The sequence below is a fragment of the Pseudomonas arsenicoxydans genome, assembly GCF_006438915.1.
GTDB lineage: Bacteria > Pseudomonadota > Gammaproteobacteria > Pseudomonadales > Pseudomonadaceae > Aquipseudomonas > Aquipseudomonas arsenicoxydans_A.
The window spans coordinates 26,628-51,884 of sequence record NZ_RCZE01000017.1 but is presented as its reverse complement, the minus strand read 5'-3'; the positions used below and the strand labels follow the sequence as shown (position 1 = coordinate 51,884).

Annotated in this window: 25 protein-coding genes and 1 riboswitch; of the genes, 8 read left to right on the top strand and 17 right to left on the bottom strand. The window is 60.2% G+C overall.

The window, feature by feature from the left end:
- Positions 1-182 precede the first annotated feature (182 nt).
- Entirely contained in the window at positions 183-1,352 is a 1,170-nt protein-coding gene (locus EAH78_RS28410; protein ID WP_140671157.1) for an MFS transporter, read from the top strand.
- Positions 1,353-1,454: 102 nt separating this feature from the next.
- Here EAH78_RS28410 and EAH78_RS28405 read toward each other — a convergent pair whose 3' ends face one another.
- Positions 1,455-2,339 (bottom strand): formate/nitrite transporter family protein, encoded by an 885-nt coding sequence (locus EAH78_RS28405; RefSeq protein WP_140671155.1) that lies wholly within the window; start codon positions 2,337-2,339, stop codon positions 1,455-1,457.
- 205 nt (positions 2,340-2,544) lie between these two features.
- Positions 2,545-2,949, bottom strand: coding sequence for an acyl-CoA thioesterase (locus EAH78_RS28400; RefSeq protein WP_123434694.1), 405 nt, complete (start codon positions 2,947-2,949; stop codon positions 2,545-2,547).
- Between the two features lie 198 nt (positions 2,950-3,147).
- A riboswitch (S-adenosyl-L-homocysteine riboswitch) is annotated at positions 3,148-3,250 on the top strand.
- Between the two features lie 23 nt (positions 3,251-3,273).
- Between EAH78_RS28400 and ahcY the strand changes: the two genes are divergently transcribed.
- From ahcY to EAH78_RS28380, 4 genes are all read left to right on the top strand, one after another.
- Complete coding sequence (gene ahcY / locus EAH78_RS28395; RefSeq protein WP_027926602.1) at positions 3,274-4,683, top strand: adenosylhomocysteinase; 1,410 nt, start codon at positions 3,274-3,276, stop codon at positions 4,681-4,683.
- Positions 4,684-4,843: 160 nt separating this feature from the next.
- On the top strand, positions 4,844-5,689 hold the full coding sequence (gene metF, locus EAH78_RS28390; protein WP_140671153.1) for a methylenetetrahydrofolate reductase [NAD(P)H]: 846 nt from the start codon (positions 4,844-4,846) through the stop codon (positions 5,687-5,689).
- 124 nt (positions 5,690-5,813) lie between these two features.
- Entirely contained in the window at positions 5,814-6,641 is an 828-nt protein-coding gene (locus tag EAH78_RS28385) for a substrate-binding periplasmic protein (RefSeq protein WP_140671151.1), read from the top strand.
- 223 nt (positions 6,642-6,864) lie between these two features.
- A complete protein-coding gene (locus EAH78_RS28380; RefSeq protein WP_140671149.1) occupies positions 6,865-8,742 on the top strand; it encodes a DEAD/DEAH box helicase in 1,878 nt (625 codons plus the stop codon).
- 271 nt (positions 8,743-9,013) lie between these two features.
- Here EAH78_RS28380 and EAH78_RS28375 read toward each other — a convergent pair whose 3' ends face one another.
- From EAH78_RS28375 to EAH78_RS28365, 3 genes are all read right to left on the bottom strand, one after another.
- The gene (locus EAH78_RS28375; RefSeq protein ID WP_140671147.1) at positions 9,014-9,607 is read right to left on the bottom strand and encodes a YceI family protein; all 594 of its coding nucleotides are present in this window, start codon (positions 9,605-9,607) and stop codon (positions 9,014-9,016) included.
- A 32-nt stretch (positions 9,608-9,639) separates the two neighbouring features.
- Positions 9,640-10,191, bottom strand: a complete 552-nt coding sequence (locus tag EAH78_RS28370) for a cytochrome b (protein ID WP_123434698.1) — start codon at positions 10,189-10,191, stop codon at positions 9,640-9,642.
- A gap of 261 nt (positions 10,192-10,452) precedes the next feature.
- Positions 10,453-12,195, bottom strand: coding sequence for an FAD-dependent oxidoreductase (locus tag EAH78_RS28365; protein WP_140671146.1), 1,743 nt, complete (start codon positions 12,193-12,195; stop codon positions 10,453-10,455).
- A gap of 222 nt (positions 12,196-12,417) precedes the next feature.
- Here EAH78_RS28365 and EAH78_RS28360 point away from each other — a divergent pair, with 222 nt between their 5' ends.
- Both EAH78_RS28360 and EAH78_RS28355 read left to right on the top strand, forming a co-directional pair.
- The gene (locus EAH78_RS28360; protein WP_140671145.1) at positions 12,418-13,824 is read left to right on the top strand and encodes an adenosylmethionine--8-amino-7-oxononanoate transaminase; all 1,407 of its coding nucleotides are present in this window, start codon (positions 12,418-12,420) and stop codon (positions 13,822-13,824) included.
- Between the two features lie 178 nt (positions 13,825-14,002).
- Positions 14,003-14,722 (top strand): 16S rRNA (uracil(1498)-N(3))-methyltransferase, encoded by a 720-nt coding sequence (locus EAH78_RS28355; RefSeq protein ID WP_140671143.1) that lies wholly within the window; start codon positions 14,003-14,005, stop codon positions 14,720-14,722.
- A 113-nt stretch (positions 14,723-14,835) separates the two neighbouring features.
- Here EAH78_RS28355 and trhA read toward each other — a convergent pair whose 3' ends face one another.
- Complete coding sequence (trhA, locus tag EAH78_RS28350) at positions 14,836-15,453, bottom strand: PAQR family membrane homeostasis protein TrhA (protein ID WP_140671142.1); 618 nt, start codon at positions 15,451-15,453, stop codon at positions 14,836-14,838.
- A gap of 153 nt (positions 15,454-15,606) precedes the next feature.
- On the opposite strand from trhA, the gene EAH78_RS28345 reads away from it, so the two are divergent.
- Positions 15,607-16,521 carry a LysR family transcriptional regulator gene (locus EAH78_RS28345; protein ID WP_140671141.1) on the top strand — a complete coding sequence of 305 codons (915 nt, stop codon included), beginning with the start codon at positions 15,607-15,609 and terminating at the stop codon, positions 16,519-16,521.
- Between the two features lie 140 nt (positions 16,522-16,661).
- Here EAH78_RS28345 and madM read toward each other — a convergent pair whose 3' ends face one another.
- The 11 genes from madM to EAH78_RS28290 form a co-directional block, all read right to left on the bottom strand.
- Positions 16,662-17,426 (bottom strand): malonate transporter subunit MadM, encoded by a 765-nt coding sequence (gene madM / locus EAH78_RS28340; RefSeq protein WP_140671139.1) that lies wholly within the window; start codon positions 17,424-17,426, stop codon positions 16,662-16,664.
- Position 17,427: 1 nt separating this feature from the next.
- Positions 17,428-17,844, bottom strand: coding sequence for a malonate transporter subunit MadL (madL, locus tag EAH78_RS28335; protein ID WP_140671138.1), 417 nt, complete (start codon positions 17,842-17,844; stop codon positions 17,428-17,430).
- A 64-nt stretch (positions 17,845-17,908) separates the two neighbouring features.
- Positions 17,909-18,820 carry a malonate decarboxylase subunit epsilon gene (gene mdcH / locus EAH78_RS28330; RefSeq protein ID WP_140671137.1) on the bottom strand — a complete coding sequence of 304 codons (912 nt, stop codon included), beginning with the start codon at positions 18,818-18,820 and terminating at the stop codon, positions 17,909-17,911.
- Entirely contained in the window at positions 18,817-19,437 is a 621-nt protein-coding gene (locus tag EAH78_RS28325; RefSeq protein WP_140671135.1) for a malonate decarboxylase holo-ACP synthase, read from the bottom strand. Before EAH78_RS28325 ends, mdcH begins: the two co-directional genes overlap by 4 nt.
- Complete coding sequence (gene mdcE, locus EAH78_RS28320) at positions 19,431-20,234, bottom strand: biotin-independent malonate decarboxylase subunit gamma (protein WP_140671133.1); 804 nt, start codon at positions 20,232-20,234, stop codon at positions 19,431-19,433. The genes EAH78_RS28325 and mdcE overlap by 7 nt, the downstream gene beginning before the upstream one ends.
- Positions 20,231-21,073, bottom strand: a complete 843-nt coding sequence (locus EAH78_RS28315; protein ID WP_140671131.1) for a biotin-independent malonate decarboxylase subunit beta — start codon at positions 21,071-21,073, stop codon at positions 20,231-20,233. Before EAH78_RS28315 ends, mdcE begins: the two co-directional genes overlap by 4 nt.
- Complete coding sequence (locus tag EAH78_RS28310; RefSeq protein WP_140671129.1) at positions 21,066-21,365, bottom strand: malonate decarboxylase subunit delta; 300 nt, start codon at positions 21,363-21,365, stop codon at positions 21,066-21,068. Before EAH78_RS28310 ends, EAH78_RS28315 begins: the two co-directional genes overlap by 8 nt.
- The gene (locus EAH78_RS28305) at positions 21,365-22,222 is read right to left on the bottom strand and encodes a triphosphoribosyl-dephospho-CoA synthase (RefSeq protein ID WP_140671127.1); all 858 of its coding nucleotides are present in this window, start codon (positions 22,220-22,222) and stop codon (positions 21,365-21,367) included. Before EAH78_RS28305 ends, EAH78_RS28310 begins: the two co-directional genes overlap by 1 nt.
- Positions 22,222-23,892, bottom strand: a complete 1,671-nt coding sequence (mdcA, locus tag EAH78_RS28300) for a malonate decarboxylase subunit alpha (RefSeq protein WP_140671125.1) — start codon at positions 23,890-23,892, stop codon at positions 22,222-22,224. The genes EAH78_RS28305 and mdcA overlap by 1 nt, the downstream gene beginning before the upstream one ends.
- 229 nt (positions 23,893-24,121) lie before the next feature.
- Positions 24,122-24,544, bottom strand: coding sequence for a hypothetical protein (locus EAH78_RS32205; RefSeq protein WP_161599710.1), 423 nt, complete (start codon positions 24,542-24,544; stop codon positions 24,122-24,124).
- Positions 24,507-25,136 carry a transcriptional regulator gene (locus EAH78_RS28290; RefSeq protein WP_140671121.1) on the bottom strand — a complete coding sequence of 210 codons (630 nt, stop codon included), beginning with the start codon at positions 25,134-25,136 and terminating at the stop codon, positions 24,507-24,509. The genes EAH78_RS32205 and EAH78_RS28290 overlap by 38 nt, the downstream gene beginning before the upstream one ends.
- Positions 25,137-25,257: the final 121 nt, after the last annotated feature.

The following is a 25,257-nucleotide window of genomic DNA, read 5'->3' as shown; positions in this document are numbered from 1 at the left end:
AGCGTCCGGATATTTGATTCGCCATATGTCAGCAGCTGTTTATACTGCAAGCGACCACGCCGCACTCAGTTGCGCACAGACTAATTCCAATAATTTATGTCCATGCCCGCTCTCGCCGAGAACGGCCGTCGGCATGCGTATGCCTGATCACAGCGTCAAGACTACCGACAGAGACCTTGCGCATGCCACTCGCCTTGCTTGCCCTCGCTGTTGCCGCGTTCGGCATCGGCACCACTGAATTCGTCATCATGGGCTTGCTGCCCGACGTCGCTCGCGACCTCGCCGTCAGCATCCCGCACGCCGGTCTACTGATCACCGGCTACGCACTGGGCGTGGTGTTCGGCGCACCGATCCTTGCGGTCGGCACCGCCAATATGCCGCGCAAGGCGACTTTGCTGGGGATGACGCTGATGTTCATTCTCGGCAACGTCTTGTGTGCCCTGGCGCCGAACTACGCCACCCTGATGGCGGCTCGCGTGGTCACGGCGTTGTGCCACGGTGCGTTCTTCGGCATCGGCTCGGTGGTCGCGGCCGGCCTGGTCGCGCCGAACAAACGGGCGCAAGCCATTGCGATGATGTTCACCGGCCTGACACTGGCCAATGTGCTGGGCGTGCCATTGGGCACAGCACTCGGGCAGTACGCCGGCTGGCGCTCGACCTTCTGGGCGGTCTCGGTGATTGGTGTGATTGCCGCCATCGCGCAATGGCTCTGGCTGCCGAAGCACATCGCCATGGACAAGGCCAACCTCGCCAGCGAGCTCAAGGTGCTGGGCAAGGTCAATGTGTTGCTGGCGCTGGGCATGAGCGTGCTGGCGTCGACCAGTCTGTTCAGCGTGTTCACTTACATCGCCCCTATCCTGCAAGACATCACCGGCGTCAGCCCGCATGGCGTGACCATCATGCTGCTGTTGTTTGGTGTAGGTCTGACCGCAGGCAGCATGCTCGGCGGCCGACTGGCGGACAGTCGTTTACTGCCTTCGCTGGTAGGCATGGCGCTGGCCGTGCTGGTGGTGCTGGCGGCATTCACGCAGACCAGCCATTCGGTAATTCCGGCGGCGATCACGCTGGTGTTGTGGGGGATTTTTGCGTTCGCCCTGTGCCCGATCCTGCAATTGCTGATCATCGATCAGGCACACGAAGCGCCCAACCTCGGCTCGACGCTAAATCAGAGCGCGTTCAACCTCGGCAACGCGGCCGGCGCGTGGATCGGGGGGCTGGTGGTTGCCAGTGGCGCCGACCTCGCGGACTTGCCCTGGACCGGTGCGCTGGTCAGCGGTTTGACGGTGCTGACGGCGTTGTTCTTTATTTACCTGCAGCGTCGGAGTGCGGCTGCGGTGAATGTGTCCGGGTGATTAGCTGCATCGTTTCGCACACCGCTATCGCGAGCAGGCTCACTCCTACAGAGAACGCGCCACACCCTGGAGTGAGCCTGCTCGCGATGAAGTTGACTCGATTCACTCTTCTCCGCGCTCGCGTGAATCCGGCGCCTGATCCGCACTCTTCTTCGGTGGCCCGCTCTCGCTGCGAATCTGCGCATGGCTGATCAGCGCAAAGATGCAGCTGCCGCCGATGATATTCCCCGCCAGCGTCGGCCCGGCGAACACCAGCCAAAAATCCTTCCACGGCAATTCGCCAGCAAATACCAGGTACGACACCTCCGCCGAACCGACCACGATGTGGGTGAAATCACCCAGCGCCATGAGGTAGGTGATGAGGATGATGATCCACATCTTCGCGCTCTCCATGGACGGAATCATCCAGACCATGGTGGCGATCATCCAGCCCGAAACGATGCCCTTGGCGAACATCTGGCTGGCGTGGTTTTCCATGACTTTGCGCCCAATTTCGAGGAAGGCCAGGTCGGTTTTGCTGTCGAAAATCGGCAGGTTCAACATCACATAAGCCACCAGCAATGTGCCGCACAGGTTGCCCACCAGCACCACCGTCCACAGCCGCAGTAATCGGCCGAAGTTGTTCAGTGTGGGTTTGGTCATGACCGGCAACACGGCGGTCAGGGTGTTCTCGGTGAACAGTTGCTGACGGGCGAGGATCACCGCGAGAAAACCGGCGCAGTAGCCGAAACTGGCGATCACCGTGAAGTGCTCGCCGTCCGGCAGCCGTGAGTTGAGCAACCCCATGGCCATCAGCGACAGGCCCATGGTCAGGCCGGCGGCCAGCGCCGACCACCACAACGCAGCGATGCTGCGCTCGAGCTCCTGGTCGCCCTGGGTGCGGATGATTTCGTGCAGTACCGCCGCACGGGGCGGCTGGTTTTTGTCGACTTCGTGCCGTTCTTCAGCCGAGAGGTTCGGGGTCTTGCCGTCTTTTGGGGTGTCCATAGCGTTCCTGAACCAGTGGCGTGTCATGTAGGTACGACACGCGTGGTTCGGCGCTGTTCAGTGGTCCGCTAAATCATCATTGACGGTTAGGCCGCCTTCGCGAGCAAGCCCGCTCCCACATGAGATCTTCAGTGAGCACAGCTTTTGTGATCGACCGAGATTAAGTGTGGGAGCGGGCTTGCTCGCGAAGGGCGCACCACCGATGTCATTCGCTGGCCACATCATCCTGAAACTGGTCTTTGACGTACTTGATCTCGGTACGCCCGTGCGGTGCCGGCAAGCCGTCTTCGCCGAGGTTGACGAACACCATCTTCTCTACCGTCAGGATGCTTTTACGGGTGATCTTGTTGCGCACTTCGCAGGTCAGGCTGATCGACGTGCGACCGAACTCGGTCGCGGTGATGCCCAGCTCGATGATGTCGCCCTGGCGCGAAGCGCTGACGAAGTTGATTTCGGAAATGTACTTGGTGACGACGCGCTGGTTGCCCAGTTGAACGATGGCATAGATCGCCGCTTCTTCGTCGATCCAGCGCAACAGGCTGCCGCCGAACAGCGTGCCGTTGGGGTTGAGGTCTTCAGGTTTAACCCATTTGCGGGTGTGGAAATTCATATTCACTCCTGAGCGTCTTGCGAAATGATGGGGGGCATCATGGCAGAGCCCGGGCCAGAGCTCTATTACGCATAGGCTATGGTCTCGATTACCGTTCAGACATTGACCAATAGAAACGCTTTGGAAGTATCGCTCACACGGCTATAATCGCCACCGTTTCAAAACGGTAACGTTCCATTGCTACCGTTTTCCCGCCACCTGTCCGAGGGGCGCTGCAGCAGGTTCGACCTGTCAGGCTCGGATGGGGCGTTGCTTGACCGTTATCGGTCAGACACTAAACGCACAACGGCGCCCATTCGCATACATTACGAATGGAGGCTCATCATGAGCGCTGTTATCACGCCTGCAGATTTTAACGATTACAAAGTTGCCGACATGTCCCTGGCTGCCTGGGGCCGTCGCGAAACCATCATCGCCGAATCCGAAATGCCTGCCCTGATGGGTCTGCGCCGCAAATACGTCGGTGAGCAGCCGCTCAAAGGCGCGAAAATCCTCGGCTGCATCCACATGACCATTCAGACTGCCGTGCTGATCGAAACCCTGGTTGCCCTGGGTGCCGAAGTACGTTGGTCGTCCTGCAACATTTTCTCGACTCAAGACCAGGCCGCTGCCGCTATCGCTGCTGCCGGCATCCCGGTTTTCGCCTGGAAAGGCGAAACTGAAGAAGAGTACGAGTGGTGCCTGGAGCAAACCATCCTGAAAGATGGCGCGCCTTGGGATGCCAACATGATCCTCGACGACGGCGGCGACCTGACTCAGCTGCTGCACGACAAGTACCCACAGGTTCTGGACCGCGTCCACGGCGTGACCGAAGAAACCACCACTGGCGTTCACCGTCTGCTGGACATGCTGGCCAAGGGCGAGCTTAAAATCCCGGCCATCAACGTCAACGACTCGGTAACCAAGTCCAAGAACGACAATAAGTACGGCTGCCGTCACAGCCTGAACGACGCGATCAAGCGCGGTACCGACCACCTGCTGTCCGGCAAGCAAGCGCTGGTCATCGGTTACGGTGACGTGGGCAAGGGCTCCGCCCAGTCCCTGCGTCAGGAAGGCATGATCGTTAAAGTTTCCGAAGTCGATCCGATCTGCGCCATGCAAGCCTGCATGGACGGCTACGAGCTGGTTTCGCCGTTCATCGACGGCATCAACGACGGCACCGAAGCAAGCATCGACAAAGCGCTGCTGGGCAAGATCGACCTGATCGTGACCACCACCGGTAACGTCAATGTTTGCGACTCGAACATGCTCAAAGCCCTGAAGAAGCGCGCTGTTGTCTGCAACATCGGTCACTTCGACAACGAAATCGACACCGCTTTCATGCGCAAAAACTGGGCGTGGGAAGAAGTGAAGCCACAGGTTCACAAAATCCACCGCACCGGCCCGGGCGCTTTCGACGCTCAGAACGATGACTACCTGATTCTGCTGGCCGAAGGCCGTCTGGTTAACCTGGGTAACGCTACCGGTCACCCAAGCCGCATCATGGACGGTTCGTTCGCCAACCAGGTTCTGGCACAGATCTTCCTGTTCGGCCAGAAGTACGCCGACCTGTCGCCAGCCCAGAAAGCCGAGCGCCTGACCGTTGAAGTACTGCCGAAGAAACTCGACGAAGAAGTGGCCCTGGAAATGGTCCGCGGTTTCGGCGGCGTTGTGACTCAACTGACCAAGACCCAGGCCGACTACATCGGCGTGACCGTCGAAGGTCCGTTCAAGCCGCACGCTTACCGCTACTGATTGGAACTGCTGCCTGCTCTCCCTGTGGGAGCGGGCTTGCTCGCGAAGGCGGTTTATCATTCGACATTAATGCTGACTGACCCACCGCTTTCGCGAGCAAGCCCGCTCCCACATGGGATGTGCACGCCTCAAAGGCTTACGCGTTTTCAAGGGTATTCCCATGTCCCAAGACCGTCGCTACAGCTTCGAGTTCTTCCCTACGAAGACCGACGCTGGGCATGAAAAGCTGCTCGCCACTGCCCGTCAGCTGGCCACGTACAACCCCGATTTCTTCTCCTGCACCTATGGCGCTGGCGGTTCGACCCGTGATCGAACGCTCAACACCGTGTTGCAACTCGAAAGCGAAGTCAAAGTCCCTGCCGCCCCGCATCTGTCTTGCGTAGGCGACAGCAAGGACGACTTGCGCGGCCTGCTGGCCCAGTACAAGGCCGCCGGCATCAAACGTATCGTTGCCTTGCGCGGTGACCTGCCTTCGGGCATGGGCATGGCCAGCGGCGAAATGCGCCACGCCAATGACCTGGTCGAATTCATTCGTGAAGAGACCGGCAATCATTTCCACATCGAAGTCGCCGCTTACCCGGAAATGCACCCGCAAGCGCGCAACTTCGAAGACGATATCGCCAACTTCGTGCGCAAGGCCAACGCTGGCGCCGACAGCGCGATCACCCAGTACTTCTTCAACGCCGACAGCTACTTCTACTTCGTCGAGCGTGTACGGGCGGCGGGCGTGACCATCCCGATCGTGCCGGGGATCATGCCGATCACCAACTACAGCAAACTGGCGCGCTTCTCTGACGCCTGCGGCGCGGAAATCCCGCGCTGGATCCGTAAACAGCTGGAAGCCTACGGCGACGACACCCAAAGCATTCAAAGCTTTGGTGAGCAAGTCATCACCGAAATGTGTGAACGCCTGCTGCAAGGTGGTGCACCGGGCCTGCACTTCTACACACTGAATCAGGCTGAAGCGAGCCTGGCAGTGTGGAATAACCTGAAGTTGCCGCGCTGAAACAGTGCAAAACCCCGAAAAGGCTCTGGCGAAATCCAGGGCCTTTTTTATGGAATATGCCTTGTGCCAGAGCATCTGGATCCAGTTTCTGGCTCTTTATGAGTTCTCGTCGTAATCTCAAGCCATGCCCCTGATTTCGCAATTTTTGACAGTGTTGCTTTTTACTTGCCTGAGCTTCGCCGCCCGGGGCGAGAAGCTGCGCATTGTCACCGAACCGTGGGCGCCTTACGTCTACGAGGAAGACGGCAAAGCCCTGGGACTGGATTACGAAACCACGGCCATCGTCTTCAAACGCCTGGGGATCGAAGTGGATTGGCAATTCCTGCCGTGGAAACGCTGCCTGTCGATGCTCGAAACCGGCCAGGCGGACGGCGCGCTGGACATTTTCCACAGCGATGAACGTGACGCGACCCTGCTCTATCCCGTGGAGCCGCTTTCGGAAGTCGAATTCGTGATGTTCTACGCCAATGACAAACCGCATCCGTTTCGCACCCTCGACGACCTGAAAGGCCTGACCATCGGCACCTCGCCGGGCTATCTCTATAGCAAGGATTTCAGCGACTCAACCCTGTTCACTCGTGAACCGGCGCCAACCCATGAGGCCAACTTCGGCAAACTGTTACGCGGGCGAATCGACCTGTTGATCACGGATCGCCGGGTCGGCCAGCACCTGCTCGATGAATTGGGCATCCGCGGCAGGATCACTGAGAACCCGACCGTAATCAGCCATCAGAGTCAGTTTCTGGCGGTACGCAAAAATGCCGGCATGGACCTGCTGGTGCAGCGTTTTGGTGCCGAACTCAAGCGTTTCAAGCGCGAGCCCGCCTACGCGGAGTTGAGCGCCCGTTACGGTGCCGGTCCAAGTGCCGATGTGAGTGCCGATGCGAAAGCCGCCACCGCCACCACCGCCACCGTAAAAACCGTTGAGCAGCAGGAAAGCGGCGCGCAGTGATTGCTCTGTTATACTCCGGCCTTCCCGCCAGGCTCACGCCCGGACGCTCGGACTTGTTCAAGGCATCTCGACCCCGCTACAGCGCAGCTCTTCAGCCCGCGCGAGCGCTCCAGACGAGCTTTCAAGGCCCAGCAGGACCGGACGGGATTGCGTTCCTCTTAAACGCCATTCGCGCCAGGCAAGACTCCCATTGGGCCAAGCCCTAACTAAAACAGGATTACTCATGTCCTTTGCTTCCCTCGGTCTCTCCGAGGCTTTAGTCCGCGCCATCGAGGCAGCGGGCTATACCGAGCCTACTCCGGTGCAACAGCGGGCCATTCCCGCCGTGTTGCAAGGTCGCGACCTGATGGTTGCGGCTCAGACAGGTACTGGTAAAACCGGTGGCTTCGCCCTTCCGATCCTGGAACGGTTGTTCCCTAACGGTCACCCGGACAAATCCCAGCGTCACGGCCCGCGCCAACCGCGCGTCCTGGTCCTGACCCCTACTCGCGAACTCGCGGCTCAAGTCCACGAGAGCTTCAAGGTCTATGCCCGTGACCTGAAGTTCGTCAGCGCCTGCATCTTCGGCGGCGTCGGCATGAACCCGCAGGTTCAGGCCATGTCCCGTGGTGTTGACGTGCTGGTGGCCTGCCCTGGCCGCCTGCTCGACCTCGCCGGCCAAGGCAGCGTCGATTTGTCCCACGTGGAAATCCTCGTGCTGGACGAAGCCGACCGCATGCTCGACATGGGCTTTGTCCATGACGTGAAGAAGGTCCTGGCCCGCCTTCCGGCCAAACGGCAGAACCTGCTGTTCTCGGCGACGTTCTCCAAGGACATCACCGACCTCGCCGGCAAGCTGCTGCACAACCCGGAACGCATCGAAGTCACGCCGCCCAACACCACGGTCGAGCGTATCGAACAGCGCGTATTCCGCCTGCCAGCCAACCACAAGCGTTCGCTGCTGGCCCACCTGATCACCGCAGGCGCCTGGGAACAGGTGCTGGTGTTCACCCGCACCAAGCACGGCGCCAACCGCCTGGCCGAGTACCTGGACAAACACGGCCTCAGCGCCGTCGCGATCCACGGTAACAAGAGCCAGAACGCTCGCACCAAAGCCCTGGCCGACTTCAAGGCCGGTGAAGTGCGCATCCTGGTCGCCACCGACATCGCCGCTCGCGGCCTGGACATTGACCAGTTGCCACACGTGGTCAACTTCGAACTGCCGAACGTCGACGAAGACTACGTGCACCGTATCGGCCGTACTGGCCGTGCCGGTCGTTCGGGCGAGGCGATCTCGCTGGTCGCTCCGGACGAAGAGAAGCTGCTGAAAAGCATCGAACGCATGACCAAGCAGAAGATTGCCGATGGCAACCTGATGGGCTTCGACTCCAGCGCTGTAGAAGCCGAGAAGCCTGAAGTTCGCGAGCGTCCGGATGTGCGTAACCCGCGCAACCCACGTGGCCCACGCGGCGACGGCCCGAACGGCACCGGTGGTGGCGGCGGTCGCAAGGACAAAGGCAAGGACAAGGGCGGCAAGGAAAAACCGGCTGCCACTGGCCGTGGCGATCGCCCGGCCCGTGAACACAAGCCACGCGAAGGCACCCCGGCACGTGAACAACAACGTCCAGCGCCACGCGCTGCCGCTGCTGACCGTGCGCCGGACGAGTTCCTGGACGACGACGTGGATAACTTCGGTAACCGCGTTGATTACGTCCCTCAAGCCAAACCGGCTCAGGGCCGTGGTCGCCGTCCGGGTGCTCCGGCACAAGGCACGACGGCTGGCGCAGGTGCTCCACGCACCGGCGGCAAGCCTCAGGGTCGCCAAAGCGGTCCGCGCAGCAGCGACGGCGCCACCACCGGCACGCCACCGGCCAAGCGCAGCGGCCCACGCAACGGTGCGCCACGTGACGGTCAGGCCCGTCGCGAAGAGTCCCGCAACCGCCGTCCGGCCCGTGACGAGCAACCGCGCTCGGAACCGGCCGTGCAGAACCCGCGTGGCCCGGCACCAAAGATCATCCATAAAGAGTCGAAAACCGATCGGTTCCCGACTCCCGAGCAACTTGATCAACTGCCAGGCCGTCCACGCGGCGAAAAACCAGCGTTGCTGACCCGCAACCGCTAAGTTTTCGCCGCCATGAAAAATGCCCCGGATCTCACGATCCGGGGCATTTTTTCTGGACCACGCACAATTACCGATCTCACCAAAGATCAAATGTGGGAGCGGGCTTGCTCGCGAAAGCGGTGGATCATTCAACATTGATGTCGACTGACCTGGCGCCTTCGCGAGCAAGCCCGCTCCCACATTAGACGTGTAGCGCCTGTGCATTTTTGGTGGGCAATAAAAAACGCCCCCGACCATGAGGTCGGGGGCGTTCTTGTGTCTGCGGCGAAAATTACTTCGCTTTCACACCTTCAAAGGTGATGTACAGATCAACCGCGTCGGACTGTGGACCCAGGTCCATCATCTTGCCGAAATCAGAACGCTTGATGCTGGTGGTGCCTTCGAAGCCGGCACGGTAGCCGCCCCATGGATCCTTGCCTTCACCCAGGAACGTGGCCTTGACCACGACTGGCTTGGTGACACCGACAATGGTCAGGTCGCCAGCCACGTCGGCAGTGACTTTACCGTCAGCGTTTTTACCGGTGGTTTTAACGCTGGTGGACACGAATGTGGCTTTAGGGAAATCAGCTACTTTCAGGAAGTCTTTGCTGGAGATGTGCTTGTCACGCTCAGCGTTGTTGGTGAAAACGCTCGCCGTGTTCACGTTGAACTCGATCTTGCTGTCTTCTGGCTTGGCCGCATCAAAGCTGAACTTGCCGTCGATGTCCTTGAAAGTACCGGTGATGTAGCTGTAACCCAGGTGGCTGATCTTGAAGTCGACGAAGGCGTGCTGGCCCGTTTTGTCGACGACGTAGTCAGCGGCCATTACATTGGCGGACAACAGGGCGGAACCGATTGCCAGAGCGGCGAGAGTCTTTTTCAACATGTCTTGTATTCCTTGAGGGGCTAAGTTGAACGTCAGGCTTTGCGACCCAGCATTCGTTTCAGGGTCACATCACGGTCGATAAAGTGGTGCTTCAATGCTGCCAACGCATGGAGACCGGAAAAAATTACCAATGCCCACGCCAGGTAGAGATGAATCGCACCTGCGTTATCTGCCTGGTCCGGTAGCCCGGAAACCAGTGCAGGCACTTCAAACCAGTCAAACACCGGAATCCCGACACCCTCTGCGGTGGAAATCAGGTAACCGGCAATCATCACAGCGAACAAACAGAGATACAGAAAAGCATGCCCGAACTTGGCGCCAAGGCGCGTCATGCGGCTGTAGCTGGTCAGCGTTGGCGGCGGTGGGCTGATAAAGCGCCACAACACGCGTAACACCATGACAGCCAGCAGGATCAGACCGATGCTCTTGTGCAGATCCGGTCCTGCCTTGCGCCAAGGGTCGTAGTAGCCGAGACCGACCATCCACAGACCCAGACCGAATAAACCGAACACTGCCAGCGCTACGCCCCAGTGCATGAAGATGCTGACCCAGCCGTAGCGAGAGGTAGAGTTTCGTAGTTGCATTGCCGAGTCCCTGTAAGTGCTGGCCCAAGACTATCGAGTTATCTATCGAATTAAAGCGGAAAATTTCGCTTTGAAATATCGAGAAATACGATCAAGAGCTTGAAATAGGCGTGTTAAGGAAAGATTAAAGACCAATGCACGAGAAAAGTTGAAGCCCAACTAAAGAACACCTGCGCTCCAGGGTTTATTCGATACTTAGTACCGACTTTTCTTCAGGCATAAAAAACGCGGCATCTCTGCCGCGTTTTTTAGTCCAGGCGCTTACTGCGCCTTGGTATCCGTTGCCGGGGTTGCAGCCGGTTTAGCGGCTGGCTTTTTTGCCGGTTCGGTTTTCTTCACCGGGGCCTTTTTGGCTTCGGTTTTGGTTGCCGGTTTTTTCGCCGGGGTTTTGGCCGGTGCCTTTTTGGCAGGCTCGGCTTTCACTGGCGTTGCAGGTTTCGGTGCTTCCACTGGTGGCGCTACCGGAGCTGGCGCTGGATCCGGCGCCGGTGGCGTGTAAGGCGCAGGTGCCTTGACCGGTTCGGCCTTCTTGTCGTCATCCGAACCACCGAACAGGTTGCTGAAGAAGTTGCCTTTCTTCGCCGCAACTGCGCCGGCCGCCGCTGCCGGCACCACTTTCGCCGGTTCAAACGACTTGCCCGCCGCCAGGTCTTCTACCTGACTGGCCGCGCGCTGACCGGTGCGCAATGCGCCTTCCAGGGTGCCTGGGTACAAGTTGTCGGTGTGTTCGCCAGCAAAGGCTACACGCTGGATTGGACGTTCCCACAGGCGCCAGTACTTGCTGATCTGGCCCGGGCCGAAGGCCAGGTAAGCGCCGCCCATCGAAGGATCAGTGCTGTAGCGGCGGATTTCATAACCGGTGAACGAACCACGGGCCTGTGGATAAAAGGCGTGCAGGCGAATCAGCACCTGATCGACCATTTGCTTGTCGCCGAACGCCTGCATGACACGTGCGTTATCGCCGGACAGGTTGATCACCACGTTGGCGCCGCCCTTCAACGCAGGCTCGATCCACAGCATGCCGAGGCCGGTGTTGCTGAAAATCTCGCCGGACATACGCGCCTTGGATTCCCACACCGGCGTCTTGAACTTCAGCATGATCTGGTCGCGCCAACCGTAGTTGGTGCCTTTGATGGCGCCCATGTGCTGGGCATCCAGCGACGGGGTTATCTGGATCTTGTTCAGTGCGCGCAGCGGTACAGCCAACACCACGTAGTCAGCCTGATAACTGACCGAGCCGACTTTGACGGTCACGCCGTCCTTGTCCTGGGTAATCGAGGAGACCGGGGAGTTGGACTTGATGGTTTTCAACTGTTTAACGAAAGCCTGGGCCAGCACCGTGCTGCCGCCCACCAGTCGCGAAGCACGCAGGTCACGATCGGACGTGCCACGGTAAACACGGCTTTGCTGCGCGTAATACAGCAGCGACAGACGCGAAGGTTCGTCGTAGCGGGTGCGAATCTGCTGATTGATCAGCTGACGAGCCGTCGCTGGCAGGTTTTGTTTGTCGAGCCAGTTGGATACGTTGATCTGATCCAGCGTTTGCAAGGTGCTGGTAGCGAGCGGGTTCTGCGGATCGTCAATCGAGCGCGCCAAATCATCCAGGGTTTTTTCGTAGCGCTTGAGCGCGTCGGCGGTGGCCGGTTGCTTGGTCGCCAGATCAGCCGCGGAGAAGTACTCGCCGTCGATCAGATAGCCAGGTGTACGCACGAATTCAGGGGCTGGCGTGGTGTTCAGCTTGAAGGTCGACACGTATTTGTTCAGCACCGGCTGAGTCTTGTCGTTACCGATCCATTCGCTGGTGGCCATGCCGGAACGACCGCCCAAGCTCGGTTTGGCTTCCAGCAGGGTGACCTGCCAGCCTTTGTTCTGCAGCTCGTAAGCCGCCGTCAGGCCAGACAGCCCGCCGCCGATCACGATCGCGGTTTTATCCTTGGCCAGCGCAGACACGCTGAACAGCCCCAACATCACCAGCGCACAGGCGCGCAGCCAACCGACAGACATTCAGCGAACTCCGGAAATACATGAGGAAATAGCAGTTTTACGAGTCAGGCGACTCCAGGAACCGCGAAGGATACGTCAGGCTTCAGACGCCCGCCAGCAACGTCTATCGCCCCATACAAAGTAGCTCAATCGTCACAATGGGTTGTCCCGGCGCGACGCATTGCATAGGCTTGCGCGATTGATTACCCGCCTACGTCACGGGTAGCCTCGAGGAGACAGAAAATGGGCCTGAATAAACAGTGGATGGAACGCGATCTTGCGGTGTTGTGGCATCCCTGCACCCAGATGAAAGATCACGAACAACTGCCGCTGATCCCGATCAAGCGCGGTGAAGGCGTTTGGCTGGAAGACTTCGAAGGCAAGCGCTATCTCGACGCTGTCAGCTCTTGGTGGGTCAACGTGTTCGGCCACGCCAACCCGCGAATCAACCAGCGCATCAAGGATCAGGTTGATCAGCTTGAGCACGTGATCCTCGCCGGTTTCAGCCACCAGCCGGTGATCGAGCTGTCCGAGCGCCTGGTGAAGATGACCCCGGAAGGCCTGACCCGGTGCTTCTACGCCGATAACGGTTCTTCGTGCATCGAAGTCGCGCTGAAAATGAGCTTTCACTACTGGCTCAACCGCGGCCAGCCGAACAAGAATCGCTTCGTCACCCTGACCAACAGCTACCACGGCGAAACCATGGCGGCGATGTCGGTGGGCGACGTGCCGCTGTTCACCGAAACCTACAAGGCCCTGCTGCTGGACACCATCAAGGTGCCGAGCCCGGATTGCTACCTGCGCCCGGACGGCATGAGCTATGAAGAACATTCGCGCAATATGTTTGCGGCCATGGAACAGACCCTGGCAGAGAACCATGACACCGTCGCGGCAGTGATCGTCGAGCCGCTCATCCAGGGCGCTGGCGGCATGCGAATGTACCACCCGGTTTATCTCAAACTGCTGCGCGAAGTGTGCGACCGCTATGGCGTGCACCTGATCCACGACGAAATCGCCGTCGGCTTCGGCCGCACCGGCACGATGTTCGCCTGCGAACAGGCCGGCATCCGCCCGGACTTCCTCTGCCTGTCCAAGGCCCTGACCGGCGGCTACCTGCCGCTGGCGGCCTGCGTGACGACCGAAGACGTCTACAGCGCCTTCTACGACGACTACCCGACCCTGCGCGCCTTCCTGCATTCGCACAGCTACACCGGCAACCCGTTGGCGTGCGCAGCGGCCTTGGCGACGCTGGATATCTTCGAGGAAGACAACGTCATCGAGAACAACAAGGCCCTGGCTCAACGCATGGCGTCCTCTACTGCGCACCTGGCCGATCATCCGAACGTCTCGGAAGTGCGCCAGACCGGCATGGTGCTGGCGATCGAGATGGTCAAGGACAAGGCCACGAAAGAAGCCTATCCGTGGCAGGAACGTCGCGGCTTGAAGGTGTTCCAGCACGCACTGGAACGGGGTGCTTTACTTCGTCCGTTGGGCAGCGTGGTGTATTTCCTGCCGCCGTATGTGATTACGCCGGAGCAGATCGACTTTCTGGCCGAAGTGGCCAGCGAAGGGATCGATATCGCGACGCGCAACAGCGTCAGCGTGGCGGTGCCGAAGGACTTCCACCCCGGCTTCCGCGATCCGGGCTAGCAGTCACTGAGTACCCCCTGTGGCGAGGGAGCTTGTCTGTGGCGAGGGGGCTTGCCCCCGTTGGGTCGCGAAGCGGCCCTAAAACCGACACCCAATGCATCGCTATTTCTACGACTGCTTCGCAGCCGAACGGGGGCAAGCCCCCTCGCCACAAAAGCCAATTTTTCAGAGAACTCGCATGAGACTGTCCCGCTTCTTTATCGACGCCCCCCTGAGCACCGGCGAGCACGAGTTGCCTGAAGCCCAGGCCCATTACATCAGCCGCGTGCTGCGCATGGCCGAGGGTGATGCGTTGCAGCTGTTCGACGGCTCGGGCCACGAGTTTCGCGCCACGTTGGTGGAGGTCGGCAAGAAGCGCGTCGTGGTGCAGATCGATGAATCCTTCGCCGGGCAAGTCGAGTCGCCGCTGGCGATACATCTCGGCCAGGGCCTGTCCCGGGGCGAGCGCATGGACTGGGCGATTCAGAAAGCCACCGAACTGGGCGTCACCGAAATCACCCCGATTTTCAGCGACCGCTGCGAAGTCCGCCTCAAGGACGAGCGCGCCGACAAACGCCTGATGCACTGGCGCCAAGTGGCGATCAGTGCCTGTGAACAATGTGGGCGTTCACGAGTGCCGGTGATTCATCCGCCGCTGCTGCTGGCGGATTGGTTGAAGCAGACTGAAGCCGAGTTGAAACTGGTACTGCATCCGGTGGCCGAGCCGTTGGTGAGTCATGCAAAACCTTCAAGCCTGGCATTCCTGATCGGCCCGGAAGGCGGGCTGTCCGACGCCGAAGTCGAGCAGGCCAAAGCCGCCGGGTTCCATGCCGCCCGCCTCGGCCCGCGCGTGCTGCGCACCGAAACTGCGCCGGTGGTGGCGTTGGCGGTTGCCCAACAGCTTTGGGGTGACTTCTAGGGCCTCTTCGCGAGCAAGCCCGCTCCCACATTTGATCTTCAGCGAACACAGATTTTGTTCACGACCGAGATCGAATGTGGGAGCGGGCTTGCTCGCGAAGGCCGCGACGCGGTCTAGAGGACATAAAAGAAAATCGCCACAAAGTGCAGCAAGCTCCCGGCAATCACGAACAAATGCCAGATCCCGTGGGCATGCCGCAGCCGATGATCGAGGGCGAAAAAGATAATCCCCACGGTGTACAGAATCCCGCCCGCCGCCAGCCATGCAAACCCCGCAGCGCCCAACGCCGCCAGCAAGGGCTTGACCGCCACCAGCACGATCCAGCCCATCACCGCGTAAATCACGATCGACAGAATCCGCGCTTCCGAGCGCGGCTTGATCTCTTGCAGGATGCCGATCAGCGCCAGTCCCCAGACAATCCCGAACAACGTCCAGCCCCACGGCCCGCGCAGGGTCACCAGGCAGAACGGCGTGTAGCTGCCGGCGATCAGCAGGTAGATCGAAAAATGATCCACCTTCTGCATGATCGCTTTCTTGCGTCCGCGCACGCTGTGGTAAACGGTCGAGGCGCTGTACAAACCCAGCAAGGTGAAACCGTAAATCGCCACGCTGACGATCTTCCAGGGGCTGCCGTCCATGCTGGCGATCACCAGCATCCACACCACCCCGACCGTTGCCGCCACTGCCCCGACCAAATGCGTCCAGGCGTTCAATCGTTCCCCGTGATACATGCGTTGCTCACCTCAACATTCGTTGCAACATCGCGCAAGGCTCAGGCCTTGAAGGTAAAAGCGCAATGTTTCTGATTGTCGCGCCCCTAAATCCTTTGAGCCAAGGGCGGCCCAATTGGGCACAATCAGGTCATTCCAAAAAGAGTCTGCCTCATGCTGATCGATGAAGAATTGACCCTGAAAAAACTCGAGGTGTTCCTGGCCTTCATGCGCACCGGCAACCTGGCCCGTGCTGCTGCCGAGTTGCAGACCAGCAATGTCAGTGTGCACCGGGCGATCCACTCCCTGGAAAGTGCCCTGCGTTGCCCGTTGTTCAAACATGAGGGCCGTAACCTCACACCGCTGGAAAGCGCTTACGTGCTCGAAGAGCGAGCACAGAAGCTGATTCAGGACGTGGTCGAAACCGTGCGCCTGACCCGCGAAGCCGCCGGTTTTTCTGCGGAGCGCTTCAAGCTTGGCTCGCTGTATTCACTGACGGTGAAGACCGTGCCGCAGCTGATCATGGGCCTGAAGATCCGCCGCAGCGAACTCAACATCGACCTGATTCTCGGCTCCAATTTCGACCTGCTGTACAAGCTCAAGAACATGGAAGTCGATGCGATCCTGGTGTCGCTGGACGAGAGCGTCAACGACCCTGACTGCGAGCAAATCCCGCTGTTTTCCGACGACATTTTTCTCGCGACCCCAGCGGATTCGAAGTTTGCCCAACGCGCCGAAGTCGACCTGGCCGAAGTGCGCGACGAGACGTTCATTACCCTGACCCAGGGCTTTGCCACGCACCAGGACGGTAACCGGGTGTTCAAGCAAGCGGGGTTCGAGCCGAAAGTAGCGATGCAGGTCAACGACATCTTCACCCTGTTGAGCATGGTCAGTTCGGGGGTGGGTTATGCGTTGCTGCCAGGAAGGATTGCGGCGGTGTATGAGAACCGGGTGAAGCTGATTCCCTTGCAGGAACGCTATCGGTTGCAGCAGCACATTGGCGTGGTGTTCCTGAAGGCCAAGGAGCGCGATCCGAATTTGCTGGCGCTGTTGGCGGAGTGCCGGATGTACGCCAATCGCCAGATCTGAAACCGCGTCGCTCCCTTCGCGAGCAAGCCCGCTCCCACATTCTATTTGTGTCGTACCTGATATTTGACTACGACCATGAGCCAATGTGGGAGCGGGCTTGCTCGCGAAGGGGGCCGATCATTCAATAGAGGAACCAACCCCTAGCCCACAATCCCGCGAACAATGAAGTACAGCAGCGAAGGCCCCAGCAAACACCCAAGCCCGGTGTGGAACGTCGCCGTCAACGCGCCGTAAGGCACCAACCGCCGATCCGTCGCCGCCAGCCCCGCCGTCACGCCGCTGACCGTCCCGGCCAACCCGCCAAACACCATCGCCGAGCGCGGGTTATCCAGGCCCATCCAGCGCGCCGCCATCGGCGTACCGACCATCACCAGAATCGCCTTGATCAGCCCGGTGGCAATCGACAGCGCCACCACATCGGAACTGGCACCAATCGCCGCCCCGGTCACCGGCCCGACGATGTACGTCACCGCGCCCGCGCCAATAGTGGTCATGCTGATCGCATCGCGATACCCAAACGCCCAGGCCATGCTTGCGCCGACAATGAACGGCAGGATCGTGCCCAGCAGCAACGCGATCACACCAATCAGCCCGGCCTTTTTCGCTTCCGTGGCTTGCACTTCGAATGCCGTGGCAACAATGGCAAAGTCGCGCAACATCGCGCCGCCCATCAAACCGATGCCCGAGAACAACGACAGATCCGCCAGGCCTTTCTGCCCACCAGTCAGTGTGCCGCCGACCCAAGCCAATACCAGGCCGATGACGATGGCAATCGCCGAGCCGTGAATCCGTCCGTAGGTCAGGCGTTTGGACAACACCACCGACACCCACATGATCACGCCAACGAACGCGAACGCGGTGACCAGGCCATTAGCGGTCAAGCCTTTATCAATGACTTCCCACATATCAGCGACCTCCTACTGGAGTGCCGACCGGGGTCACTTCCACCGGTTCATCGGGCAAGGGTTCGCCTTTGTGGGTCCGGCTGATCAGGGCAATCGTGCAGCCGCAGATCACCACTGAACCAATCGCCGCGAGCACCGCGACCGGGCCGCCGTGCAGCGCGGTGACGACGTTCTGTTGCGCGGCCATCGCGACCACCACCGGAATGTACATGGCGCCCCAGAAGCCGACGCCCATCTCGCAATCCTTGGTCATGCCGCCGCGTTTCTGCATCCACAACCGCGCGCAAATCAGCAGGATCATCGCGATCCCGACCCCGCCAACGTTGGACTTGACGCCCAGCAACATGCCAAGCGCATCGCCCATGATCACCCCTGCCAGCGTACAGATCGCCAACAGCGCCACACCGTAAATAATCATTGTTGTAGTCCTCAAAGTGCATCGTCGAATGTTGTTTTTGTTGTTCGAAGGCCTGAGTCCGGGTCTAAAGTTGGCGGCTTCCCTCCTCACGTAACAGCGCCTGCAGGGTGTCGAGCCGCGCACCGTCGAAAGCGATCACGGTGCCCTGCTCGAACACCCGGCGCGCCAGCCCGGTGAGCACCGCACCGGGCGGCAGTTCAATCTGAAGTCTTACGCCGCGCTCGTAAGCGCTTTGCACCGTGCCGCGCCAATCAACAACGCGGCACATGTTGAACGCGAGGTCATCGCGCAAGGCGTCGGCGTTGATGACGGGCCGAGCGCGGCTGCCACTGAGGTAACCCAAGGTCGGCGTTTTCAGTGGCACGTTGGCGAATGCTTCCGCCAGAATTTTTGCTGGCCCCTCCAGTAGCGGGCAGTGCGAAGGCACGCTGACCGCCAGCCGTTTCGCCAGACCTGCACCCTGACCTTTCGCCAACGTCGCCAGCGCTTTCATGGCCTCGTCGCTGCCGGCAATCACCACTTGGTTATCGGCATTGATGTTGGCCAGGTAAACCGGTGTATCGGCGCTGTAAACCTGCGCCAGCAAACGTTCCACTGTGGATAATTCCAGACCGATGATCGCTGTCATGCCGTAGCCCTGTGGATAAGCCCGCTGCATCAATTCACCGCGCAGGCTGACCAGATGCAGCGCATCGCCGAAACTCAAGGCACCGGCCACCACCGCTGCCGGGTAAGCGCCGATGGACAATCCGGCCACGTAATCCGGCGCCATGGCTAATTGACGAGACGCCGCGACACCGGCGATCAACAGGCAAAGCTGAACCGCCCTTGTAGACTTCAACGCCTGCGCAGAATCGAGCAGCAAAACGTCTTCGCCCAGCACGTCACTCGCTTCGATCAGCGTCTCGCGAGGCAAACGCTGGAGCATGCCCGGCTGCTGCGCGCCTTGCCCTGGGAACACCAGCAAACTGCTCACGCGGCTTGCTCCTGCGGGTGCCACGGATCAATCACCAGACAGGCTTCACTGGCATTTTTGAGCAACACACGACGCGCCGAACCGGCCCACTCGCGCAGGGCCACAGCGCCGAACGGAGTCTGCAACTGTATGTCCACCTGGCAGTCGGCAGCCTCCAGAACCGTCAGCAGTGCCTGCGCCTCGGAACGACCCAACGCTTGCGGCGTGCGCAGGATCAAATCGAGATCGCTGCCCTCGTGCAACGCCGCAAACCCGCTGGCCAACTCAAACCCGGCACTGCCGCTGACACCCCACACCCAACCACAATCATCGAGCATCGGCCGCAGTTGATTGAGGGCGCGCACGGCCGGCAGATCCCGATTGATCGAGACCTGACAAAGGTCTTCCGGTTTGACCCGACGCTGAATCCCGTCAACCGGCATCAGCGTCGCAAAACGTTGTTCACGCAAGCGTCCACGCACGCCGACCGCGATGTGACCCGGCGCACTCACCGCACGCCGAACCACCACGGGCTGGCCCGCGCTCAGGGAGTCGATCACCCAAACAGGCGCATCCGCAGGCAACTGCTCCGGGGTCATGCCCCAGAGCAGATCGTGGGCCAGAAGCGAGTTCACCACTGCGCTCTCAGCAGTTGGCGAACCTTGCTTGACGCGGCACGGTTGCTTGCACCCAAGCGGCTGCTCAGATCGCGACCATGCGCAGCCACATCACCAATCGCCTGATTCAGGCATTCCGTCACCCGCGCCAGATCGGCCGTCGTCGGCTGCTCTATCTGTTCCACCGACAGGGTTTCCCACAGCAAACCAAGACTGGCGTAACTGTCGATGTCATAGGCCATCGGCGGCACGCTGGCGGCCAGCGCTTCAAGTTCTTCAACGCTGCGCAAGGTCACCCGCGCCGCCGACGCCTTGCCCATCGCATGCACCATCACCCCCGGATCGCGCAGGGCGATCAAACGATTGGCTTGATACCCGTGGGCCAGAAACGCGCCGGACATTGCCTTGCCCACCAGCAAACCAATCACCGCATGACCTGCCAAACGGGCGCGGGCATAACTGTCTGCCGCGCCGGCCAATGCCTGATGAATGCCGAGGGCTTCTTCGCGTCGGCCATACGCCTGACTCGGCACATCGACGATGGCGATCACGGCGCGCTTGTGCGGTTTATCCACATCAGCGGCGATCACTTCATCCACAGCTTTGGCCAAACTCCACCCTTCCAGCAAACCGACTTCACCGTTACGCGCACGGACAAAACGGTTCTCCGGATCCGCCACCACCGCGATAAACCGAACAGGCTGATTACCCAGCACGCCATCGGCCACTTTCAATGAAGCCGGCAAATCTTCGACCGGTTTTGCCCCGGCGCTCAAGGCGTTGAACCAGTTCAAACCTCTCAGCGAATAGGTGTTCATGAGTGCGCTCCCTGATACAGATCGCGAACCGTCGCCGGTTCGATTTGCGGCGCGGCGTCCAGACGGGCCAGCCGTTGCAGGTACAGATCGGCCTGACGACTGCGTTGTTGCGCCGGCAAACCCTGTTGCAGCAATTCACTGACGTGTTGCTGAATCTGCGCCACATCATCGGCGGTATAACGATCCACCAGACCACTGGCGAAACGCTGCTCGCCGCCGGTCAGGCTCCAGATAAAAGGACGATCGCGGGAGTCATATTCCTCAAGCCCGGCTTCCTGTTCGATGACTTGCGGGCCGTTCAGGCCCAGACGCGCCTCCTGGGTGACCACTAAATAACTGCACAACCCGGCGGCAATCGACATCCCGCCAAAGCAGCCGACGCTGCCGGCCACCACACCAATCACCGGTTGGTATTGGCGCAGGTCGACAATCGCCGCATGAATATCGGCAATCGCCGCCAACCCGAGGTTGGCTTCCTGCAAGCGCACACCGCCGGTTTCCAGCAGCAACACGGCGCGGGTCGGAATGCCATTGCGGTTGTCTTCAGCGGCCAGTTCCAGCGCGCCCGCCATCTTTGCCCCGCCAACTTCACCAAGGCTGCCGCCCTGGAAGGCACCTTCGATGGCAGCGATCACCACCGGCAAACCACCGATGCTGCCTTTGGCGATCACCACACCGTCATCGGCTTGCGGCACCACGCCCTGGCGCTCCAGCCACGGCGACATGATGCGTTGAAACGGGTCGAGCAGTTCGCGGAAGGTGCCGGGGTCGAGCAAGGCTTTCGCGCGTTGTCGGGCACCGAGTTCGATGAAGCTGTGTTTGTTAAGGAGATCAGTCATGGCCGATCTCCTCAAAGCCTTGTTCCAGACGCAGGCGCACCACACCCGGCGTCGCGCCGAAATCGTGGATGGCGATGTCCATCGCCGGCGGTGTCTGACCGTCAAACATCCGCGCGAACAGATGCTGCCAGCGCTGTTGCGCGCCATTGACCGAGGTCTGCACGTTGATGGTCAGCTTGCCGGCCTGACCCGGTTCGATCAGCACTTCCAGATCGCCCGAGCCGACACAGCCCACCAGCGTGCGACCGCGTGGCGGCTGCCCGGCGGGGAATTCAAAGGATAAGGTTTCCATCAAAAAGCTCCGGATTCGATGCGGTCGATGAACAGGCAAGCGGCGAGCAAATCAGCAGCACCGCCCGGCGAGGCATTCAACGCGATTAATTGTTCATCCAGCTCATGCAAACGGCGGCGGCCGGCAAGGCTGGCGCTGCCGCCCGCATCGATCACGGCTTGTGCGCCGAGTTGCATGGCGTGCAGGCCTGCTTCGCCAGCGCGGTAGAGCACGCAGGTGTCGGCCAGTCGGGTCATGATCGCCAGCAAGGCATCGAGCCGGGCGTTCTGTTCACCGTGACCGGCGGCGCGGCTGTGTTTGAGTTGCGGCAATGCCCGTTGCACCACCGAAGGAAAACCCAGCTGCGCTTCTTCACGGGCACCGCGGGCGCCGTAACGCTGGGCAACTTGGGCGCCATGGCTTAGCGGTCGTGGTGCGTAACGGTCGTCGAGTAACGCCAGGCGTGCGGCGCGCAAGGTGATGGAACCGGCGGCGTTGGATTCAGGCTCAAGCGCGGCAGCCGTGACCAACAGGCCCAAGGCCCAGATCGCCCCGCGATGGGTATTCACCCCGCCCGTGGTGGCGAGCATCGCTTGCTCCCCTTCCCGGCCAATCCGCCCCACCGCTTCGCGCAGCGGCAAACCGATTTCGCCGAGTTCGATAGCGGCTTCGGCCATTTCCTTGAACGCAGACCAGAGTGACAACGCCGAGGCGTGCATCAGCCCCAGGTGCAAATCGGTGTGCGCGCCGTTGCCACGACGGTCGACCAGCGCCGGTTTCGGCGACAGGTCTGCTTCGTCGATCAAAGCGTCCACCGCCAAATCGGCTAGCCGTTCCGCCAGGGTCAGGGTTTTCGGTTGCAGGTTGAGTGCGTGCATTACCAGCTCCTGAACTTGGCGGGCGGGTTGTAGAGACCACCGGACCACTCGACCAGATCCGCCACGCTTTTCGCGGCGAGCAGTTCGCGGGTGGCGTCGGTGCGGCGGATGCCGAGGTCTTCGGGCAAGGCGATCAAACCTTCGCGGCGCATGCGCGCGGTGTCTTTCTGGTTGTGACGCAGGCCAATGGCGGTGACCCCGGCGACGGCGGCGATCATCGCCTGGCGTTCTTCCAGCGAACGCGCCTTGTACAGATACGCGATGCCTTCTTCGGTCAGCAAATGGGTGACGTCGTCGCCGTAGACCATGATCGGCGCCAGCGGCATGCCGCTTTTCTTCGCCACGTCGATCGCGTCGAGGGTTTCGACGAAGGTCGGTTTGCCGCCCTCCTGGAACGTCTCGACCATTTGCACCACGAGTTTTTTGCCGCGTTCGAGCAAGGCTTCAGGCGCATCGTCGTGGCGCATGTCGAGCCAGGCCGGCGTACTGTGACGGCGACCGCGCGGGTCGTGGCCCATGTTCGGCGCGCCGCCGAATCCGGCGAGTCGCCCGCGGGTCACGGTGGAGGAATGACCGTCGCCGTCGACTTGCAGGGTCGCGCCGATAAACAGGTCCACCGCGTATTGCCCGGCCAGTTGGCAGAACATCCGGTTGGAGCGCAGCGAGCCGTCCCGCCCGGTGAAAAACACGTCCGGCCGTGCGGCGATGTAGTTTTCCATGCCCAGTTCGGTGCCGAAGCAATGCACGCTTTCGACCCAGCCACTTTCAATCGCCGGGATCAAGGTCGGGTGCGGATTGAGCGTCCAGTTGCGGCAGATTTTGCCCTTGAGGCCGAGGGATTCGCCGTAGGTCGGCAGGATCAATTCGATGGCGGCGGTGTTGAAACCGATGCCGTGATTGAGCGACTGCACGTTGTGTTTTTCGTAGATGCCACGGATCGCCATCATCGCCATCAAGATGTGCACAGGCTTGATGTGCCGTGGGTCGCGGGTGAACAGCGGTTCGATGTAGAACGGCTTGTCGGCCACCACCACGAAGTCGACCCAGGAAGCGGGGATGTCGACACGCGGCAAGTCGTTGACATCGTCGACCAACTGGTTGACCTGAACAATGACAATGCCGTCGCTGAACGCAGCCGGTTCGATCAATGCCGGGGTGTCTTCAGTGCTCGGCCCGGTGTAGATGTTGCCAGCACGGTCGGCCATGAAACCGGCGGAGAGCACGACGTTGGGAATCAGGTCGACCACCAGCCGCGCATAGAGCTCGATATAAGTGTGGATCGCGCCGATTTCCAGCAGACCGTCTTCCAGCAACTGGCTGATGCGCAGGCTTTGCGTACCGGCGAAGGAGAAGTCGAGCTTGCGGGCGATGCCGCGTTCGAACAGGTCCAGATGCTCGGCACGGCCAACGCTGGGCATGATCATGTGCAAGTCGTGGAGCTTGGCGGGATCGGCCTTGACCAGTGAACGGGAGAGGAAATCCGCCTGTTTCTGGTTATTGCCCTCCAGCACCACGCGGTCGCCGGGCAGGATCAAGGCTTCCAGCGCCGCGACGATGTTGTCGGTGGGCAGCACCACACCGTCGGCAAGATCCTTGACCAACGCCAGACGCCGCTGCTTTTCGCTGCGCCGCCGCGTCCATCGCGAGTCGGGGGATATTGTTGTTGTCATGACCACTCCACGGGTTCGCTGTCGTGGGAGTCACCTTAGGAGTGTTGGGTGGGGGCATCAATCAAGCTGAGCGGTGGATCGTTACGGTCAGAGTAATGGTTGTCTAGAGATATCTGCTGCCTGGACTGGCACCTTCGCGAGCAAGCCCGCTCCCACATTGAAACGCATTCCAATGTGGGAGCGGGCTTGCTCGCGAAGGCGCCGGAACAATCACCGCAGTTTCAACATTTCACCCAGTCATCATCTGCTGAACACGAACCAGCAACTGCTCAGCGCTTTCCAACAACTGCGCCAACAACGCCGGATCTTCATCCATGTAACCTTCGTACTCCGCCAGGTTGCGTCGCTCATGGCACAGCGCGAATAACCGAACCTGCACTTTGCCAATATCAGCGGTATGAACCAGGCACTGAAACACTAGATATCTCTTGTCTGAACGGTAACCACACAAACGAAGAGCCGTCAGAGCCAAGGCATGGGCAGCGTTGTAAGCCAGGTCAAAACGGCTCGCGAAGGAAAGCGAAGACGTTTGCGCATCTTTCAATCGATCCACTGCGGAACGCATCAGCCCTTCGCATTCCCTGCGATCCGGCGGCTCGGCTTTCAGTCCACCACTACGTAACAGGTTCTCCAGGTTCTCGTTGCTGCCCATCCTTGGACTCCAAAGGGTTTCCCCCCATCAGGGTGATCTTGTCCTGCTGCGCCACCCGCACGACAAAGCTGTTGTCAGCCGCCAGTTTTTCGGCCCAGTCGTCGGGGGTGTAGAGCGTCGGGTTGAGGACGCGGCCCAGTTGCTCTTCCAGAGGCATGAGCCGCTCCATCACGTCACTGTAGTGGAGGCTTTCGCCGATCAGCATGAGATCAATGTCACTGGATGCGTTTGCCGAATCCTTGGCGATGGAGCCGTACACAAATGCCCAGGTGATCTGTTCGGCAAAAGGTTGCAGCGCTTGGCGCAAAGGCTCGGCAATACCGAACGTCTTGCGGGCGATGCCCAACAGTTCGGCATAGATTGGGCATTGCGGATTGGCTTGATAGTGGGTCTGGTTGCCCTGACGGCTCAGGGTCAGAACGCCGGCCTGCTGCAACCGATCCAGCTCGCGCATGAGGCTGCCTTTACCCACTTGAGCCCAGCGGGCGATCTCGTTGGCGTAAAAACTGCGGTCGGGTTTGCCGAACAACAAGCCCAGCACTTTTTGCTGAGTGGTCGTGAACAGGGCTTCGCTGAGGGAAAGGTTTTTCACAGAGTCGACCGAGGAGTCCCAAAAAGGGAACGATAGGTCCCTTTTTGGGACTTATCAACTTTTGCGACGATTGTGGTTTTGTGTTTAAAAGTTTGTAAGCAGGAAGGGTGTGAGGCTACGC